The organism is Micromonospora sp. NPDC050980 (assembly GCF_040653835.1).
Lineage (GTDB): Bacteria > Actinomycetota > Actinomycetes > Mycobacteriales > Micromonosporaceae > Micromonospora.
The window spans coordinates 580,012-598,438 of sequence record NZ_JBFAGS010000002.1 but is presented as its reverse complement, the minus strand read 5'-3'; the positions used below and the strand labels follow the sequence as shown (position 1 = coordinate 598,438).

General features: G+C 71.1%; 14 protein-coding genes and 1 pseudogene. 2 read left to right on the top strand and 13 right to left on the bottom strand.

Annotated features, from left to right (window positions below):
* Positions 1 to 18: 18 nt before the first annotated feature.
* From yjfF to araB, 6 genes are all read right to left on the bottom strand, one after another.
* The gene (yjfF, locus tag AB0H28_RS06420; RefSeq protein ID WP_358035112.1) at positions 19 to 1,011 is read right to left on the bottom strand and encodes a galactofuranose ABC transporter, permease protein YjfF; all 993 of its coding nucleotides are present in this window, start codon (positions 1,009 to 1,011) and stop codon (positions 19 to 21) included.
* On the bottom strand, positions 1,008 to 2,078 hold the full coding sequence (locus AB0H28_RS06415; RefSeq protein WP_358035109.1) for an ABC transporter permease: 1,071 nt from the start codon (positions 2,076 to 2,078) through the stop codon (positions 1,008 to 1,010). The genes yjfF and AB0H28_RS06415 overlap by 4 nt, the downstream gene beginning before the upstream one ends.
* Positions 2,075 to 3,616: a sugar ABC transporter ATP-binding protein gene (locus AB0H28_RS06410; protein WP_358035106.1), complete on the bottom strand. Its 1,542-nt coding sequence runs from the start codon at positions 3,614 to 3,616 to the stop codon at positions 2,075 to 2,077. Before AB0H28_RS06410 ends, AB0H28_RS06415 begins: the two co-directional genes overlap by 4 nt.
* A 72-nt stretch (positions 3,617 to 3,688) precedes the next feature.
* A complete protein-coding gene (locus tag AB0H28_RS06405; RefSeq protein ID WP_358035104.1) occupies positions 3,689 to 4,681 on the bottom strand; it encodes an ABC transporter substrate-binding protein in 993 nt (330 codons plus the stop codon).
* A gap of 89 nt (positions 4,682 to 4,770) precedes the next feature.
* Positions 4,771 to 5,439, bottom strand: coding sequence for an L-ribulose-5-phosphate 4-epimerase (locus AB0H28_RS06400; RefSeq protein WP_358035101.1), 669 nt, complete (start codon positions 5,437 to 5,439; stop codon positions 4,771 to 4,773).
* Positions 5,436 to 7,115, bottom strand: coding sequence for a ribulokinase (gene araB / locus AB0H28_RS06395; RefSeq protein WP_358035099.1), 1,680 nt, complete (start codon positions 7,113 to 7,115; stop codon positions 5,436 to 5,438). Before araB ends, AB0H28_RS06400 begins: the two co-directional genes overlap by 4 nt.
* A 641-nt stretch (positions 7,116 to 7,756) precedes the next feature.
* On the opposite strand from araB, the gene AB0H28_RS06390 reads away from it, so the two are divergent.
* On the top strand, positions 7,757 to 9,412 hold the full coding sequence (locus tag AB0H28_RS06390; RefSeq protein ID WP_358035096.1) for a ricin-type beta-trefoil lectin domain protein: 1,656 nt from the start codon (positions 7,757 to 7,759) through the stop codon (positions 9,410 to 9,412).
* Between the two features lie 60 nt (positions 9,413 to 9,472).
* Here AB0H28_RS06390 and mmsB read toward each other — a convergent pair whose 3' ends face one another.
* The 7 genes from mmsB to AB0H28_RS06355 all read right to left on the bottom strand — a co-directional run bounded on the left by mmsB (position 9,473) and on the right by AB0H28_RS06355 (position 18,111).
* Positions 9,473 to 10,723, bottom strand: a complete 1,251-nt coding sequence (gene mmsB, locus AB0H28_RS06385) for a multiple monosaccharide ABC transporter permease (protein WP_358035094.1) — start codon at positions 10,721 to 10,723, stop codon at positions 9,473 to 9,475.
* Positions 10,720 to 12,258, bottom strand: a complete 1,539-nt coding sequence (gene mmsA, locus AB0H28_RS06380; protein ID WP_358035092.1) for a multiple monosaccharide ABC transporter ATP-binding protein — start codon at positions 12,256 to 12,258, stop codon at positions 10,720 to 10,722. The genes mmsB and mmsA overlap by 4 nt, the downstream gene beginning before the upstream one ends.
* An 81-nt stretch (positions 12,259 to 12,339) precedes the next feature.
* Entirely contained in the window at positions 12,340 to 13,479 is a 1,140-nt protein-coding gene (chvE, locus tag AB0H28_RS06375; RefSeq protein ID WP_358035089.1) for a multiple monosaccharide ABC transporter substrate-binding protein, read from the bottom strand.
* A 198-nt stretch (positions 13,480 to 13,677) separates the two neighbouring features.
* Entirely contained in the window at positions 13,678 to 15,021 is a 1,344-nt protein-coding gene (locus AB0H28_RS06370; protein WP_358035086.1) for a PHB depolymerase family esterase, read from the bottom strand.
* Between the two features lie 78 nt (positions 15,022 to 15,099).
* Positions 15,100 to 16,476, bottom strand: a complete 1,377-nt coding sequence (locus tag AB0H28_RS06365; RefSeq protein WP_358035084.1) for an endo-1,4-beta-xylanase — start codon at positions 16,474 to 16,476, stop codon at positions 15,100 to 15,102.
* Between the two features lie 128 nt (positions 16,477 to 16,604).
* Positions 16,605 to 17,699 carry a 12-oxophytodienoate reductase gene (locus tag AB0H28_RS06360; protein WP_358035081.1) on the bottom strand — a complete coding sequence of 365 codons (1,095 nt, stop codon included), beginning with the start codon at positions 17,697 to 17,699 and terminating at the stop codon, positions 16,605 to 16,607.
* 28 nt (positions 17,700 to 17,727) lie between these two features.
* A complete protein-coding gene (locus tag AB0H28_RS06355) occupies positions 17,728 to 18,111 on the bottom strand; it encodes a MerR family transcriptional regulator (RefSeq protein WP_358035079.1) in 384 nt (127 codons plus the stop codon).
* Positions 18,112 to 18,210: 99 nt separating this feature from the next.
* Between AB0H28_RS06355 and AB0H28_RS06350 the strand changes: the two are divergent.
* Positions 18,211 to 18,384, top strand: a pseudogene (locus AB0H28_RS06350) (arabinofuranosidase catalytic domain-containing protein); the annotation flags it as partial.
* Positions 18,385 to 18,427 lie beyond the last annotated feature (43 nt).

The window sequence follows — 18,427 nt, the reverse complement described above, 5'->3', positions numbered from 1 at the left end:
CTTCCGCGCTAGGAGCCGTCACTTGAACCGGATGCCGATGAGGCGCTGGAGGAGGATGAACGCGAACAGCAGCCCGCCGATCACGATCTTGGTCCACCAGGAGTTGAGGCTGCCGTCGAACGTGATCAGGGTCTGGATCACGCCCAGCACCAGCACGCCGAGCACGGTGCCGAAGACGTAGCCCGACCCGCCGGTGAGCACCGTGCCGCCGATGACCACCGCGGCGATCACGTCCAGTTCCATTCCGACGGCGATCAGCGGCGCGCCGGACAGCGTGTAGAACGACAGCAGGATGCCGCCGACGGCCGAGCACAACCCGCTGATCGTGTAGACGGCGATCCGGGTGCGACCCACCGGCAGGCCCATCAGCAGCGCCGACTGCGCGTTGCCGCCGACCGCGTACACGTTGCGGCCGAACCGGGTGTACGCCAGCACGTACGCGGCGACGACGACCACCGCGAACGCGATCAGCACGCTTATCGACACGAAGTTGCCCGCCGGGTTCCCGATGCGCGCCTGGGACATGCCGGTCCAGAAGCCGTCCGTGATGGAGATCGAGGCGTCGCTGATGAACGTGCACATGCCGCGCGCGAAGAACATCCCGGCGAGTGTGACGATGAACGGCTGGATCTCGAAGAAGTGGATCGCGCAGCCCATCAGGAACCCGAGCGTCGGGCCGATCAGCAGCGCGACGACGAGCACCAGGGCCGCCGGCAGGCCGTCGCGGAGCAGGGCCGCCGACACCATCGCGGTCATCGCGACCACCGAGCCGACGGAGAGGTCGATGCCGCCGGTGAGGATCACGAACGTCATGCCGACCGCGACCACGAGCAGGAAGCCGTTGTCGATGAAGACGTTGAAGACGACCTGGACGTTGGAGAACGCGCGGTACTGCGACACCCCGATGCCGTACATGACCAGCAGCAGGGCGAGCGTCGCCAGGACCGGGACGTGCCGCCGGGGCAGGCTGGGCCGCCAGGACCGGACGGCGGACAACGACGTGCTGCTCATGCCGGGACCTGCTCCTTCTCCCGCTGCGGCGCCGTCGGACCGGGTTCCACGTCGCGCCGGCGACGTCGGAGGCGGGCCCGGAACGCCGGGGCCTGGATCAGGCAGACGGCGATGACGACGACGGCCTTGAACAGCAGCGACGTCTGTGGCGAGATGTTCATGGCGTACACCGTGGTGGTCAGGGTCTGGATGATCAACGCGCCCAGCACGGTGCCGCCGAGGGAGAACCGGCCGCCGGCCAGCGAGGTGCCGCCGATCACCACCGCGAGGATCGCGTCGAGTTCGATCCACAGTCCGGCGGCGTTGCCGTCCGCGCTGGACACGTTCGCGGTGACCATGAAGCCGGCCACCGCGGCGCAGGCGGCGCTGACCACGTAGACGAGCAGGACGACGCGACGCGACCGGATGCCGGCGAGCCGGCTGGCCTCGGCGTTGCCGCCGACCGACTCGACGATCAGGCCGAGCGCGGTGCGCCGGGTGAACGCGGCCACCAGCAGCGCCGCGGCCAGCGCGATGAGGATGGCCAGCGGCAGGGTCAGGAAGTGCCCGAGCCCGATCGCCCGGTACGGTCCGGAGTTGATCGTGATGATCTGCCCCTCGGTCACCAGCTGGGCGATCCCCCGGCCGGCCACCATGAGGATCAGCGTGGCGATGATGGGCTGGATGCCGATGACGGCGACCAGCACCCCGTTCCACGCGCCGAGCACGAGCGCGGTTCCGAAGGCCAGGGCCAGCGCGGTGAACACGGTGGACGGGCTGTTCTGGTCGGCCGCGCCGCTGATGTGCAGGCAGGCGATCGCGCCGCTGATGGCGCAGAGCGAGCCGACGGACAGGTCGATGCCGCCGGTGGCGATGACCAGGGTCATGCCGAGGGCGACGAGGATCAGCGGCGCGCTCAACCGGAGGATGTCGACAGGCGTGCCGTACAGGTGGCCGTTCTTGACCTCGACGGCGAGGAAGCCCGGACGGTAGACGGTGTTCGCGGCGAGCATCACCACGAGCACCAGGGCCGGCCAGAACAGCCGGTGCCCGGTCAGCGGGCGGAGGCGGTCGGCGACGGTGTTCATCGGTTCACCTCCTCCCGGGGGGTTCCGCTGGCGATGGTGCGCATGACGCGGTCGGCGTCGAGCGTGTCGTCGTTGTCGAGCTGGGCGACCATCTCGCGGTCGCGCATGACCGCCACCCGGTGGCTCAGCCGCAGCACCTCCTCCAGCTCGGCGGAGATGAACAGCACCGCCATGCCGCCGTCGGAGAGCTGCACCACCAGCTTCTGGATCTCGGCCTTGGCGCCGACGTCGATGCCGCGGGTGGGCTCGTCGAGGATGAGCAGGCGCGGCTCGGTGATCAGCCAGCGGGCCAGCAGCACCTTCTGCTGGTTGCCGCCGGAGAGGTTGCGCACCGGAAGTTCCGGGTTCGCCGGCCGGATGCTCAGCGCCTCGACGTACTTCTGCACCAGCTCGTCCTGGCGCCGGCGCGGGATCGGGCGCAGCCAGCCGCGCGCGGCCTGCATCGCCAGGATCATGTTCTCCCGGACCGACAGCTCACCGACGATGCCCTCCGCCCGCCGGTTCTCCGAGCAGAAGCCGATGCCGTGGTCGATGGCCTGGATCGGGGTACGCAGCGGCGAGCGGGCGCCGTCGATCCGGACCTGACCGTGGTCGGCGCGGTCGGCGCCGAAGATCAGCCGGGCCACCTCGGTGCGGCCGGAGCCGAGCAGGCCGGCCAGGCCGACCACCTCCCCGGCGTGGATGCGCAGGCTGAACGGGGCGACCGCGCCCCGACGGCCCACCTGGTCGGCATCCACCAGCGGGGCCTGCCCGTCGCGGGCGACGGCGTCCCGTCCCTGCGGCCCGTCCAGCCGGCCCAGCACGTCCAGCTCCTGGCCGATCATCTTCTCCACGAGGCTGAACTGGGGCAACTCCTCGGTGCGGTACTCCCCCACCAGGGTGCCGTTGCGCAACACCGTGATGCGGTCGGCGATGCCGTAGACCTGGTCGAGGAAGTGGGTGACGAACAGGATCGCGATGCCCTCGTCGCGCAACTGGCGCATGATCCGGAAGAGCTGGGCCACCTCGCCCGCGTCCAGGCTGGACGTCGGCTCGTCCAGGATGAGCACCCGGGCCCGCACGTCGATGGCCCGGGCGATCGCGACCATCTGCTGCACGGCCAGCGAGTAGGTGCCGAGCTGTGCGCTCACGTCGAGGTCGAGGTCGAGCCGGGCCAGCAGCCCGCGCGCCCGCCGGCGCATCTCGCCCCAGCGCACCGCGCCCAGGCGGCGCGGCTCCCGGCCGATGAAGATGTTCTCCGCCACCGACAGGTTGGTGCAGAGGTTGACCTCCTGGTAGACGGTGCTCACGCCGGCCGCGGCGGCCTGCATCGGCCCGGTGAAGGACACCTGGTCGCCGTCGAGCGTGACGGTGCCGGCGTCGGTGCCGTAGACGCCGGTCAACACCTTGATCAGCGTCGACTTGCCGGCGCCGTTCTCGCCCATCAGGGCGTGGACCTCGCCCGGGAACAACCGGAAGTCGACGTCGTGCAGCGCGCGGACCCCGGGGAAGGTCTTGCTGATTCCGGTCATGGTCAGGACCGGACGGTCACCCGTCATCCCATCGGACCTCTTCTTGAGCGGTGGTGGCACGGGGGCCGCCGTCGGCGCGACGGCGACCCCCGGTGTGGGTCAGTACTTGCGGTTGGGCAGTGCCTCCTTGGCCGACTCCTGCGTGAAGGTGGTCTCCTCGGTCTCGATCCGGGCCGGCACCTCCTCGCCCGCGTCGACCTTCTTCGCGAGTTCCATCAGCTGCGGGCCGAGCAGCGGGCTGCACTCCGCGATGAAGTTGAACTTGCCGTCCGCGAGGGCCTGCATGCCGTCCTTCACCGCGTCGACGGTGATGATGGTGATGTCCTTGCCCGGCACCTTGCCGGCCGCGGTGATCGCCTCGAGCGCGCCCAGACCCATGTCGTCGTTGTGCGCGAACAGCACGTCGATCTTCGGGTTGGCCTTCAGGAACTGCTCCATCACCTGCTTGCCGCCGGCGCGGGTGAAGTCACCGGACTGCGACGCGATGATCTTCAGGTTGGGGTCGGCCGCGATCGCCTCGGCGAAGCCCGCCTTGCGGTCGTTCGCCGGCGCCGAGCCGGTCGTGCCCTGCAGCTCGACGATGTTCACCGGGCCGGTGGCGCCCTTCTTCTGCTCCACCAGCCACTCGCCGGCGAGCCGGCCCTCCTTCTTGAAGTCCGAGCCGAGGAACGTCTTGTAGAGCGACTTGTCGGCCGAGTCGACCGCCCGGTCGGTCAGGATCACCGGGATCTTGGCGTCCTTGGCCTCCTTGAGCACGGTGTCCCAGCCGGACTCCACCACCGGCGAGAAGGCGATCACGTCGACCTTCTGCTGGATGAAGTTCCGGATCGCCTTGATCTGGTTCTCCTGCTTCTGCTGCGCGTCGTCGAACTTGAGCTCGATGCCCGCCTCGCTCGCCGCCTCCTTGATCGAGGTGGTGTTGGCGGTCCGCCAGCCGCTCTCCGCACCGACCTGGGAGAAGCCCAGGACGAGCTTGTCGTCGCCGCCGGAACCGCCGCCGGTGTCGCTGTTGCCGCACGCGGCCATGCTGCCGGCGAGCAGCACACCGGCCAGGGCCGCGATGACCGTACGTGCCGTGCTCCTGGTTCTCATCGAATCTCCTCGGGGTGGGGTGATCCGGACGCGCGGCCGGTGGGGCCGGGGCGACCGGTTGTGGTGGGATGAGGTGGTGCTGGTCTGGGTCAGCCGCTCGACGGGCGCTGGCCGTACACGTTCTGGTAGCGGTCGTGCAGCGCGTCGATGTCGGCCGGCGCGATCGGCAGCGGTGGCCCGAGCGCGCGGGCCAGGTGCGCGGTGCGCGCGACGTCCTCGCACATCACCGCGGCCTTGACCGCCGCGCGGGCGGTGCGGCCGATGGTGAACACGCCGTGGTTGCGCATGAGCACCGCCGGCGAGCGGTGCCCGGACAGCGTGCCGACGATGCCCTTGCCGATGTCGTCGCCGCCGATCAGGGCGAACGGCCCGATCGGGATCTCCCCGCCGAACTCGTCGGCCTGGGCGGTCAGCCAGCACGGGATCGCCTCGCCCCGGGCCGCCCAGGCGGTGGCGTAGCCGCTGTGCGTGTGCACCACGCCGCCGACCTCGGGCATCGCGCGGTAGACGTAGGCGTGCGCGGCGGTGTCGCTGGACGGGGAACCGCCGTCGACGACCGTGCCGTCGAGGTCGCAGACCACCATGGTGTCGGCGGTCAGGTCGTCGTAGTCGACGCCGCTGGGCTTGATGACCATGAGGTCCTGCCCCGGGACCCGCGCCGAGACGTTGCCGGCGGTCCAGGCCACCAGGTTGTTGCGGGTCAACTCGCGGTGCAGGCCGGCGACGGTCTCGCGCAGCGCGGCGATCTCGGGGTTCATCCGACAACCTCCAGGGCCGGGTCGGGCTGCGCCGCGGGTTCGACCGCCGCGTTGCGGATCGCCCGCAGGCGGAGCATGACGTCGTTCGCGCCGCGACCGAAGTGGTCGTGCAGCGCGCGGTATTCCGCGTAGAGCGCGTCGTAGGCGCGCACGTTCTCCGGGATCGGCCGGTAGACGCCCTCGTCCACCCGGCCCATGGCCGCCGACGCCTCGTGGACCGTCGGGTAGGACCCGGCGGCGACCGCCGCGTGGATGGCGGAGCCGAGCGCCGGGCCCTGCGCCGAGCCGATGATGCCCAGCGGGCGGTTGGTGACGTCGGCGTAGATCTGCATCAGCAGCCGGTTGGAGGTGAGCCCGCCGGCCACCACCAGGTCGTCGACCGGCACGCCCGCCTCGGCGAACGCCTCGACGATCATCCGGGTGCCGTACGCGGTGGCCTCCAGCAGCGCGCGGTAGACGTCCGCCGGCCGGGTGGCCAGCGTCAGCCCGACCACGAGTCCGCTGAGGTCGTGGTTGACCAGCAGGGACCGGTTGCCGTTCCACCAGTCCAGCGCCACCAGGCCGTGCGCGCCGACCGGCTGGGCGGCGGCCAGCTCGGTGAGCCGCTCGTGCGAGTCGACGCCGGCCGGCGCGGCGTGCCGGACGAACCAGCCGAAGATGTCCCCGACGCCGCTCTGCCCGGCCTCGTAACCCCAGGCGCCGGGACTGATGCCGCCGTCGACCACGCCGCACATGCCGGGCACCTCGGCGGGGTGGGTGCCGTTGAGCACGTGGCAGGTGGAGGTGCCCATGATCGCCACCAGCCGACCCGGGCGCAGCGCCTGGGCGGAGGCCGCGGTGACGTGCGCGTCGACGTTGCCGACCGCGACCGCGATGCCCTCGGGCAACCCGGTCCAGGCCGCGGCGCGGGCGCTGAGCGTGCCGGCCCGGGCGCCCAGCGGCAGCAGCGGGCCGTCCAGCTTGGTCACGAAGTCGGTGAAGCCGGGGTCGAGCGCGGCCAGGTAGTCGGCCGACGGATAGCGGCCGTCCTGCCGGATGCCCTTGTAGCCCGCGGTGCAGGCGTTGCGCGTCTCGGCGCCGCACAGCTCCCAGACGATCCAGTCGGCGGCCTCGACGAAGCGCTCGGCCCGCCGGTAGACCTCGGGGTCCTCGGTGAGCATCTGCAGCCCCTTGGCGAACTGCCACTCGGCGGATATCTTGCCGCCGTAGCGGCCGATCCACGGTTCGCCGCGCTCGTGCGCCAGTGCGTTGATCCGGTCGGCCTGGGGCTGGGCGGCGTGGTGCTTCCACAGCTTGACCCAGGCGTGCGGCCGGTGACGCAGGTCCGGGATCTCGCACAGCGGGGTGCCGTCGGCGAGCGTGGGCAGCACGGTGCAGGCGGTGAAGTCGGTGCCGATCCCGATCACCCGGGCCGGGTCCACCCCGGCCGCGGCGAGCGCGGCGGGCACCGCCTCGCGCAGCACGTCGCGGTAGTCGTCGGGGTCCTGCAACGCCCAGTCCGGGGGCAGCGACGGACCGCCGTCGGGCAGCGCCGCCTCGATCACCCCGTGCCGGTACTCGTGCACCGCGGTGCCGACCTCGGCGCCGTCGCGGACCCGCACCACGAGCGCGCGCCCGGACAACGTGCCGAAATCGACCCCGACCACGTAGCGGTCGGGCCCGTCCACCTCGCTCATTTGCACCTCTCCCGTGTCACCGAGTTAGTGTTAGCGCTCACATATACATCCGTCAAGACACCTGTTCGCAACGGCTGCGTAACGAGAGCCGGGCCGGCGCGGCCACCGTCGGCGTCGACGCCGGGACCGGCCCGACCGCCCGCCGCCGAAGGTCCTCGCGCGGCGGACACCGGCCGGCCCGATCAGCTCCGACGACGCCATGTTAACGACAACAATCGATGTGGTATCGAGATCCGCCTCCGTCCCGCCCCGGACAGCCCTGACGGAAGCCCGGGCTGGCCGGCGCGAGGCCGCCAGATGGCCTCTCAACGGCTTGTTCTCGCTCGGCGAGGTCGCCTCGCGGGCACCGTGCGGGCCTCCGAGCGAGGTGACAAACTATTTACACCTTCTGATGTCAGCGATAACATCCGCGGCATCGTTGTGTCGGCTGTGCAGTCCCCGGGCGGACGCATCCGGCGCGGCAGCGAGGCGACGGCCGGCGGCGTCCCCGGCCATCGCCGACCCACCACCTGAGAGCGGCCGACCCACCGGTTCCCTCGACGCCACGACCTTCCCGGCGATCCACCGGTCGGCGTGGTCCGGGCCGCCGCGAACGACCGCTCCCGCCGGGCGCCTCGGCGCCCGTCAACCGAGGAGGACCTGTGCGTAGAAGAACACGACGGCTGCTGGCCGCCATGGGTGCCGCGGCGGTCGCGCTGACCGCCACCGTCATCGGCGGGGCCGCCGCCCCGCAGCCGGCGCGGGCACTCGACAACGGCGCGGCCCGCACGCCGCCGATGGGCTGGAACAGTTGGAACACGTTCGGCTGCAACATCAACGAGACGCTCATCCGGCAGATGACCGACGCGATGGTCAGCTCCGGCATGCGGGACGCCGGCTACCAGTACGTCGTCGTCGACGACTGCTGGATGAACCCGAACCGCGACTCCGCGGGAAACCTGCAGGGCGACCCGAGCCGCTTCCCGTCGGGCATGAAGGCGCTCGGTGACTACATCCACGCCCGGGGGCTGAAGTTCGGCATCTACCAGGGTCCGCTGACCGAGACGTGTGCCCAGTACTTCAACAGCTACCCCGGCGCGACCGGGGCGCAGGGCCACGAGGCGCAGGACGCCCGCCAGTTCGCGGCCTGGGGCGTGGACTACCTGAAGTACGACTGGTGCTCGCCCAGCGGTTCGATCGACGAGCAGGTGCGCGTCTTCAACATCATGCGCGACGCGCTCGCCGCCACCGGTCGACCGATCGTCTACAGCATCAACTCGAACAGCGTCCACTCCAAGACCGGCCCGCAGCGCGACTGGGGCGACGTGGCGAACATGTGGCGCACCACCGAGGACATCACCAACACCTGGAACAGCGGGCAGACCAACGGCTACCCGATGGGCATCCAGAACATCGTCGACGTCACCGTGCCGCTGGCCGGTCGAGCGAAGCCCGGCGCGTTCAACGACATGGACATGTTGGAGGTCGGCCGCGGCGGCATGACCGACACCGAGATGCGCAGCCACTTCGCGCTGTGGGCGGTCCTGGCTTCGCCGCTCATCGCCGGCAACGACCTGCGCAACATGAACGCGGCCACGCAGACGATCCTGAAGAACGCCAACCTCATCGGCATCAGCCAGGATCCGCTCGCCCGGCAGGCGGCTCAGGTGTCCTTCGACGGCACCCGCCGGGTGCTGGCAAAGCCGTTGGCCAACGGCGACGTGGCGGTCGCCCTGTTCAACCAGGGCAGCGCCACCACGACGATCTCCACCACCGCGGCGGCGGTGGGCAAGAGCGGCACCTCGTTCACGCTGCGCGAGGCGTGGACCGACGCCACCTCGACCAGCACCGGGACGATCTCCGCCAGCGTGCCCGGGCACGGCACGGTGGTCTACCGGGTCAGCGGGGGCGGCACCACCACCCCGCCGCCCACCCCGACCACGTTCCGGCTGCGCAGCGAGTCGGCCGGGCGCTGCCTCGACGTCGGCAACGGCGGCACGGCCAACGGCACCGGCACGTTGATCTGGGACTGTCACGGCAACCCCAACCAGCAGTTCAGCGTCGACGGCCAGACGCTGCGGGTGCTGGGCAAGTGCCTGGACGTGCCGACCAACGCGACCGCCGGCACCCGGGTGCAGATCTGGGACTGCAACGGCGGCACCAACCAGCAGTGGACGTTCAACGGCAACGGCACGGTGAGCAACGGCCGCTTCCCGTCGCTGTGTTTGGACGTCGACGGCGCCGCCACCGCCAACGGCACCCGGGTGATCCTCTGGACCTGCCACGGCAACAGCAACCAGCGGTGGAGCCGGGTGTGACCGTCGGCGACCGCTGAGCGTGCGGCCGGCCGGACGGCGCACCCGCCGTCCGGCCGGCCCTCACCGGCTGCCCGCTGCCCGACGCTTGTTCCAGATGTCGAACGCCACCGCGGCGAGGAGCACCAGCCCCTTCACCACCGACTGGATGGACTGATCGATGCCCATGAGCTGCATGCCGTTGCTCATCACCGCCATGATCAGGCCGCCCACCATCGCGCCGACGACGGTGCCGACACCGCCGGTGACCGCCGCGCCGCCGATGAAGGCCGCCGCGATGGCGTCCAGCTCGAACATGTTGCCCGCCGCCGGCTGGGCGCCGTTGGACCGGGAGGAGTAGATCACCCCGGCCACCGCGGAGAGGAAGCCCATGTTGACGAAGACCCAGAAGTTGACGGTCTTCACCCGGACGCCGGACAGCGTCGCCGCCGGCAGGTTGCCGCCGATCGCGTAGACCTGACGGCCGAAGACGGTACGGCGGGTGAGCAGGCCGTAGACGAGCACCAGCACGGCCAGCACGATCAGGACGATCGGCAGGCCGCGTGCGTGGGCGAGCTGCCAGGCGAACCACATGACGACGGCGCCGACCACCACCACCCGCAGCACGAACAGTGGGAACGACTCCACCGGCTGCTCGTGGCGGACCCGGGCCAGCCGGGTCCGGTAGACGCTCGCGGCGTACCCGAGGACCGCGAAGACGCCGATGAACACCGTGAAGGCGTCGAAGCCCTGCCCACCGAGGAGCCCGTTGAGGAAACCGGCCGCGACCCGCTGGTACTCGGCCGGGAACGGCGACAGCGAGATGTTGTCCAGCACCCGCAGGGTCAGGCCACGGAACAGCAGCATCCCGGCCAGGGTGACGATGAACGCCGGTATCCCGGCGTAGGCGACCCAGAGCCCGTGCCAGGCGCCCACCGCGACGCCCACGGCGAGCGCGGCCAGGATACCTACCCACCAGGGCATCCCTTCCCGGATGACGAGCACCGCGGAGACCGCGCCGGTCAGCGCCACCACCGACCCCACGGACAGGTCGATGTGCCCGCCGATGATCACGATGACCATGCCGATCGCGAGCACCAGGATGTAGGAGTACTGGAGCACGATGTTGGTGATGTTGCCCGGGCTGAGCGACACGCCGTCGGTGAGGACCGCGAACAGCGCCACGATCACCACCAGGGCGATGTAGATGCCGCTCTGCCGCAGGTTGCCGAGGATCAGCGTCCGCGGGTCGCTGGTGCCGGTGTGCCGGGCGGCGCCCGCGCCGGTGTCGGGGGCGGCGGCCTTCGGTGCGGTGGCGGGTTTCGTGCTGGTCATCGGACGAGATCCCTGTCCTTGGTCATGAGTTCCATCAGGTTCTCCTGGGTGGCCTCGCCCACCGGCAGCTCCCCGGTGATCCGGCCGGCGGCCAGGGTGTAGATGCGGTCGCACATGCCGAGCAGCTCGGGCAGCTCGGACGAGATGATGACGACGGCCTTGCCGTCCGCCACCAGGCGGTTGACGATCGTGTAGATCTCGAACTTGGCCCCGACGTCGATGCCCCGCGTCGGCTCGTCGAGGATCAGCACATCCGGATCGGTGAACAGCCACTTCGCCAGCACGACCTTCTGCTGGTTGCCGCCGGAGAGCTTGCCCACCACCGACATGACCGTCGGCGCCTTGATGTTCATGTCGCGCCGGCCCCGCTCGGCGACCTTGATCTCCTCGTTGCCGTCGATCCAGCCGTGCCGAGCGAGCTTGCCGAGCGCGGCGGCCGAGATGTTGCCCCGCACGTCGTCGATCAGGTTGAGACCGTAGTGCTTGCGGTCCTCCGTGGCGTACGCGATGCCGTTGGCGATCGCCTCGGCCACGGTCCGGGTCCGCACCTGGCGCCCGTTGACGAAGACCCGGCCGGAGACGTCGCGCCCGTAGGCCCGCCCGAACACGCTCATCGCCAGCTCGGTGCGGCCGGCGCCCATCAGCCCGGCGATGCCGACGACCTCGCCGGCGCGCACCCGCAGCGAGGCCCGGTCGACCACCAGCCGGTCCTGGGTCGGGTGGCGCACGGTCCAGTCCTCGATCCGCAGCACCTCGGCGCCGGGCGTCGACGCGCGGGTCGGGTAGAACGCGGCGAGGTCGCGGCCGACCATGCCCCGGATGATCCGCTCCTGGGTCGCCGTGCCGTCGCTCATGTCGAGCGTCTCGACCGTCCGGCCGTCCCGGATCACCGTGGTCGAGTCCGCGACCGCGGTGATCTCACCGAGCTTGTGGGAGATCATGATGCAGGTGATGCCCTGGTCCCGCAGCCGGCGCAGCAGGTCCAGCAGGTGCGCCGAGTCGACCTCGTTCAGCGCCGCGGTCGGCTCGTCCAGGATCAGCAGCCGCACCTTCTTGGACAGCGCCTTGGCGATCTCCACCAACTGCTGCTTGCCCACGCCGAGCTGGATGACCGGGGTCAGCGGGTTCTCGTCCAGCCCGACCGAGCGCAGCAGCGCCGCGGCCTCCGCGTTGGTCCGGTGCCAGTCGATCAGCCCGCTGCGCCCGCGGCGCTCGTTGCCGAGGAAGATGTTCTCCGCGATCGACAGGTACGGCACCAGCGCCAACTCCTGGTGGATGATGACGACGCCCCGGGACTCGCTGTCGCGGATGCCCCGGAACCCGACCGGCCCGCCGTCGAGCACGATCTGCCCGTCGTAGCTGCCGGTCGGGTAGACCCCGGAGAGCACCTTCATCAGGGTCGACTTGCCCGCGCCGTTCTCGCCGCAGATCGCGTGGATCTCGCCTCGCCGCACGACTAGCGAGACGTCCTGGAGCGCGGCCACTCCGGGAAAGGTCTTGGTGATGTTCCGCATTTCGAGGATGTGATCGCTCATGGAAACCGTCCTGCTCGTGGCCGTCGCCTCCGGACGCCGGCGGACCCGGCGGCGCGGTACGCCCCCGGGTCCGCCGCGCGCTCAGCCGGCCCGTCCGGCCGCGACCTCCTCGGCGGTCAGGTAGCCGGAGTCGATCAGCACCGACTTGATGTCGTCCTTGTAGACGGTCTGCACGGGCAGCAGGAACGCGGGCACGACCTTGACGCCGTTGTCGTACGCCTTGGTGTCGTTCGCCTTCGGCTGCTCCTCGCGCAGGAACGCCTCGGCGGCGACCACGGCCTGCTCGGCCAGCAGGCGGGTGTCCTTGAAGACGGTCGAGCTCTGCACGCCGTCGTTGATCAGCTTGACCGAGGCGACCTCGGCGTCCTGGCCGGTGATCACCGGCATCTTCTTGGCCCCGCCGCGGTAGCCGGCGTTCTGCACGGCGGTGATGATGCCCCGGGACAGGCCGTCGAACGGCGACAACACGCCGTCGACCGTGCTGCCGTCGTGGTAGCTGGAGGTCAGCAGATCCTCCATCCGCTTCTGCGCGGTCTCCTGCTGCCAGCGCAGGATGGCCACCTGCTCGATCTTCGTCTGGCCCGACTTCACCTTCAGCGTGCCGGCGTCGAAGTACGGCTTGAGCGTGTCCATCGCGCCGCTGAAGAAGAAGTGGGCGTTGTTGTCGTCAAGTGAGCCGGCGAACAACTCCACGTTGAACGGACCGGTGGCGCTGCCCTTCGAGCCGTCCTTGTTCTGCAACCCGAGGCCGACCAGCAGCGCGTTGGCCTGCGCCACGCCCACCTTGTAGTTGTCGAAGCTGACGTAGAAGTCGACGTTCGGGCTGTTGCGGATGAGCCGGTCGTAGGAGATGACCGGGATCTTCGCCGCCGCGGCGGCCTGCAGCTGGCCGCTGAGCGCGGTGCCGTCGATCGGGGCGATCACCAGCACGTCCGCGCCCTGGGTGATCATCTGGTCGATCTGCTGGGACTGGGTGGGGATCTCGTCCCCGGCGTACTGCAGGTCGACCTGGTAGCCCTTGGCCTGCAGCTTCTCCTTCACCGAGTTGCCGTCGGCGATCCATCGCTCCGAGGTCTGGGTCGGCATCGAGACGCCGATCGTCAGGTCGCCGGGCTTGGCCGAGCCGGTGTCGCCACCGCCTCCCGCACCCTCACCGCTGCACGCGGCCAGGCTGACGGCGATCGCGACGCCGCCGAGCGCGGCCAGAAATCGTCTGCGCACGAGCCTTCCTCTCCCCTACGTCCGTTGGAATCGCACCGGTAATCCTCTCGGGAGTGTTAACGCTCACAAGTTGCACCGTCAACCGATCGGGCGAAACGCGCATGTCTCGGTCTCGTAACAGGAGCGTCGGTCGAAGGGGACGGAAGGACTCGGGGCGGCGCGACGGCGGACCGTCGCGCCACCCGTCGGTGACCCGGCTCAGGAGGCCGCGCAGGTGGGCGTCAGGCCGGACGCGCTGCCGGTGCCCTGGAACCCGAACTCGGCGCTCTGACCGGCGGAGAGCCGGCCGTTGTAGTCCACGTTGGCGAACCGCACCGTGCCGGTGCTGCCGCTGGCCGTCGCGCTCCAGGTGTTGGTGACACTCGCCCCACCGGGCAGCGTCAGGCCGACCGTCCAACCCTGGGCGCCGCCGGAGCCCGCGGTCACCTTCACGTTGACCACGAAACCACCGGGCCACGAGTTCACCGACACCGACGCCGAACAACCACCCGGCCCGGGCGGCGGCGTCGTCGGGCTCGGCGGCGGCGTCGTCGGAGTCGGCGGCGGAGTCGTCGGGCTCGGCGGCGGAGTCGTCGGAGTCGGCGGCGGAGTCGTCGGACTCGGCGGCGGCGTGGTCGCGCCGGTGCCGTCGAAGCCGAGGAACCGCACCGCCTGGGCGGCGTCGAACGGGATCGAGTGACCGTAGCCCTGGAAGCTGATCGCCTCCACCGGCGGCATGCCACCGGTGCCGCCGTAGCGGGTGCGGGTGGCGCTGGCCTGCGGGTAGTCGGTCATGCTCGGGGTCTGCGAGACGCCCAGCACGTTCGTCCACTGCTTGATCTGCTCGCCGAAGTTGACGTAGCTCAGCGTGGTGTCGGTGGTGCCGTGCCAGATCTGCATCCGGGGACGCCGGCCGGTGTAGCCCGGGTAGGCGTTGCGGACCAGGTCACCCCACTGCTGCGGGGTCCTGGTGATCCGCCCGCCGGAGCAGTCGCTGTTCCACTCCGAGCCGTTGGTGGTGGCGAAGCAGCCGAACGGCACGCCCGACGAACTGACCCCGGCGTGGAACACGTCCGGGTAGACCCCGGCCATCACGTTCGTCATCATGGCCCCGGACGAGAAGCCGGCGACCCCGATGCGATCCGGGTCGACCGGATAGCGGCCCGTCACATAGTCGATCATCGACTTGAGGCCGACCGGGTCACTGCCCCCGCCGCGCCGCAGCGCCTGCGGCGACGAGACGTCCCAGCACTTGCTGCTGCGGGTCACCGACGGGTAGATCACGATGAAGCCGTAGCGGTCGGCCTGGGCGCTGAACCCGGAGCCGGTGTGCATCGCCGGGCCGCTGCCGGTGCAGTAATGCAGGGCCAGCAGCAGGGCCGGCCGGGACGGCAACCGGTCCGGCACGTACAGGTGCATCTGCAGGTTGCTCGGGTTGGCGCCGAAGTTGGTCACCTGGGTGAGCGCGGCGGCGGACGCCGGGCCGGCGGCGGTGACGACGGCGGTCGCCGTCGTCACCGCCGTCGCCAGCACGGCCGCGAGCAGCGCGACTTTCGCTCTCATCGACGGTTCCTCCACGAGGGGTACGAACGGAGGCCGCCGGTCCGGCCCACGACCACGCGGGCCGGACCGGCGCGGAACCTAGCTGGCGGAGCAGGTGGGCGTCAGGCCGGACGCGCTGCCGGTGCCCTGGAACCCGAACTCGGCGCTCTGACCGGCGGAGAGCCGGCCGTTGTAGTCCACGTTGGCGAACCGCACCGTGCCGGTGCTGCCGCTGGCCGTCGCGCTCCAGGTGTTGGTGACACTCGCCCCACCGGGCAGCGTCAGGCCGACCGTCCAACCCTGGGCGCCGCCGGAGCCCGCGGTCACCTTCACGTTGACCACGAAACCACCGGGCCACGAGTTCACCGACACCGACGCCGAACAACCACCCGGCCCGGGCGGCGGCGTCGTCGGGCTCGGCGGCGGCGTCGTCGGAGTCGGCGGCGGAGTCGTCGGGCTCGGCGGCGGGGTGCTGGTCCCGCCGGCGTTCAGCGCGTTGAGCACCGAGGTGTAGGCGGGCTTCTTGTTGCCACCGCAGTCGAAGAGCAGCGCGTTGTCCGAGCCGCGCCACGAGTCGCAGTCCCGCACGCCCCACACCGTGATGCCGGCGCAGCGCGACACCGCCAGGCAGGACCGGGTGACCGTGCCGAAGATGTTGGCCTGGTTGCCGCCGGTCATCACGTCCAGCTCGGTGATCTGCACCTCCACGCCGAGATCGGCGAAGCGCTGGAGGTTCGCCTGGTAGTCACCCGGGATCGTGGTGCCCAGGTGCGACTGGAAGCCGACGCAGTCGATCGGCACGCCGCGGGACTTGAAGTCCCGCACCATGTTGTAGACGCCCGTCGACTTCGCGTTGATCCCGTCGGTGTTGTAGTCGTTGTAGCAGAGCTTCGCGCCCGGGTCGGCGGCCCGCGCGGCCCGGAAGGCCGCCTCGATCCAGTCGTTGCCGGTGCGCTGGAGGTTGGAGTCGCGGCGCCCGCCGCTGCCACCGTCGGCGAACGCCTCGTTCACCACGTCCCAGGCGTAGATCTGGCCGCGGAAGTGGGTCGCCACCTGGGTGACGTGGTTGATCGCCGCGTTGCGCAGCGCGCTGCCGGACAGGCCCTGCGCCCACCCCGGCTGCTGCTGGTGCCAGAGCAGGGCGTGACCGCGCACGCTCATCCCGTTGGCCCGGGCGTGGCTGACCAGCCGGTCGCCGCCGGAGTAGTTGAACCGCCCCTGCTGGGGCTCGGTGGCGTCCCACTTCATCTCGTTCTCGGCCACCACCGAGTTGAACTCGCGGTTCAGCACCGTCACGTACGTGTTGTCGGACAGCTTGTTGGTGGCGACGGCGGCGCCGAAGTAGCGGCCCTTCTCGGCCGCGGAGGCGCGCAGGGTGGTGCCGGCGCTGGCGGTGGGCGCCAATGCCACCGCCATGCCGGCGGCGAGCGCCCCGGCCAACAGGCCGGTGGACAGCAAGGCTCTCGTGCGTTTCATGCGGAATCCTCTTCCGGGTTGCAGCGGTGGTGATGCGACCAGCGCGGCTCGCCCGGAGAGCCGGTGCTGCGGATGCCCTGACATCGACTGTGAGCGATAACATGCCCGCACGTCAAGTTCGGCGCCGGCTAGCGGTACAGGTCTTCGTGCGCCTTGCGGTAGTCCACCAGCTCCGCCACCCGGCCGTTCGCCGCGTGCGTCACCCAGGCCGGATTGCCGAGCAGGGCGCGGCCCAACGCGACCAGGTCGAACTCCCCGTCGGCCAGCCGGCGGGTCAGCCCGGCCACCGACTCCGGCCCGCCCGGGCGCAGGAACTCGCGGGTCAGGCCGACCGAACCCACGGTGATCGACGGCAGCCCGGTGAGGTGTTTGGCCCAGCCGGCCAGGTTGAGCGGCGAACCGGCGAACGCCGGCTGCCAGAAGCGGCGCTGCGACGCGTGCAGCACCTCCGCACCGGCCTCGGCGAACGCGGTGAGGATCACGGCCAGCTCGGCCGGGGTGTTCGCGATGCGCGCGTCGAACGCGCGCTCCTTGAACTGCGAGAAACGGACGACCACCGGGCGGCCCACCGGCAGGTTCGCGCGGACCACCCGGACCACCTCGGCCGGGAACGCCGCCCGCCGCGCCGGGGAGCCGCCGAACGCGTCGTGGCGGCGGTTCGTGTGCGGCCAGAGGAACTCGTCCAGCAGGTACCCGTGCGCGGCGTGGATCTCCACCGCGTCGAACCCGACCCGACCCGCCACCCGTGCCGCGGCGGCGTACGACGCCAACAGCTCGTCGGTCTCGGCCAGCGTCATCGCGTGCCCGGCCGACCGCCCCGGCTCCGCCACCCCGGACGGCGTCCACGCCGGACGGCCGTCGACCGGCTCGCGCCGGCTGCCCAGGTGCCACAGCTGCACGGCGATCCGGCCGCCCGCACCATGCACCGCCTCGACCACCCGCCGCCAGCCCGCCTCGGCCGGCCCCGGCGTCAGCCGTGGCACGGTGTCCTCGTGCCCGGCGCTAGGGTGGTCCACCAGGACGCCCTCGGTGACGACCAGCCCGACGCCCTGCTCGGCACGCCGCCGGTAGTAGTCGGCGACCTCCGGCGTCGGCACGCCGCCGGGCGCGCGGTTGCGGGTCATCGGCGCCATGACGAAGCGGGTACGCAACGGCATCCCGGCGACGGTGACGGGTTCGATCAGCGGCGCCACCGGCGATCCGGCGGCAAGGGTGCGGGTCATGCCTCGACGGTAGGAGCTGACACCGGTGTCAGGGGCAAGCCCGTTCCGGCCGCGACCGTGGGGCATCGTCGGCGACGGTCATGTCGTCGACGACCGCGTCGAGCACCGCGACGGCGTGGGCGAGCTGCGCCATCTCGGCCGTCATCCGCCGCCGCTCCTCGCGCAGCCGGTCGGTGAGCCACCGGGTGCGGATCTCGGGGTTGGTCACGCAGGGCAGCAGCTCGACCATCCGCCGGCTGCTCAGGCCGGCGGAGAACAGGCGCTGGATGAGCCGCACCCGCTCGACCGCCGACTCGGTGAACACCCGCTGGCCGCTGGCCGTGCGCACGGCCGCGAGCAGGCCCTGCTGCTCGTAGTAGCGGATCGACCGGGCGCTCACCCCGGTCCGCGCCGACAACTCGCCGATCCGCATCGCCCCTCCCGGCCGGATCCGTCGTCCGTCGTCCGTCGTCCGTCGTCCGTCGTCCGTCGTCCAGCATGCCAGGCGGGCCGGGCCGGCGGGGTCCGGTTCGGTGGCGCCGCGAACGCCGCCACGCAGGACTCCTTCTGCGCCGACACCACCTGCGTCATCACCTGGATCTACGACCAGACCACCCGGGGCAACAACCTCGGCTACCAGGGAGCCGGCGGCATCGGGGGCGCGGCCCAACCCGCCGTGGCGAACCGTGAGGCGATCACGGTCGGTCGTGCCGCACGCGGAGGCGACACGGGTCGGCCAGGGCGCCTGC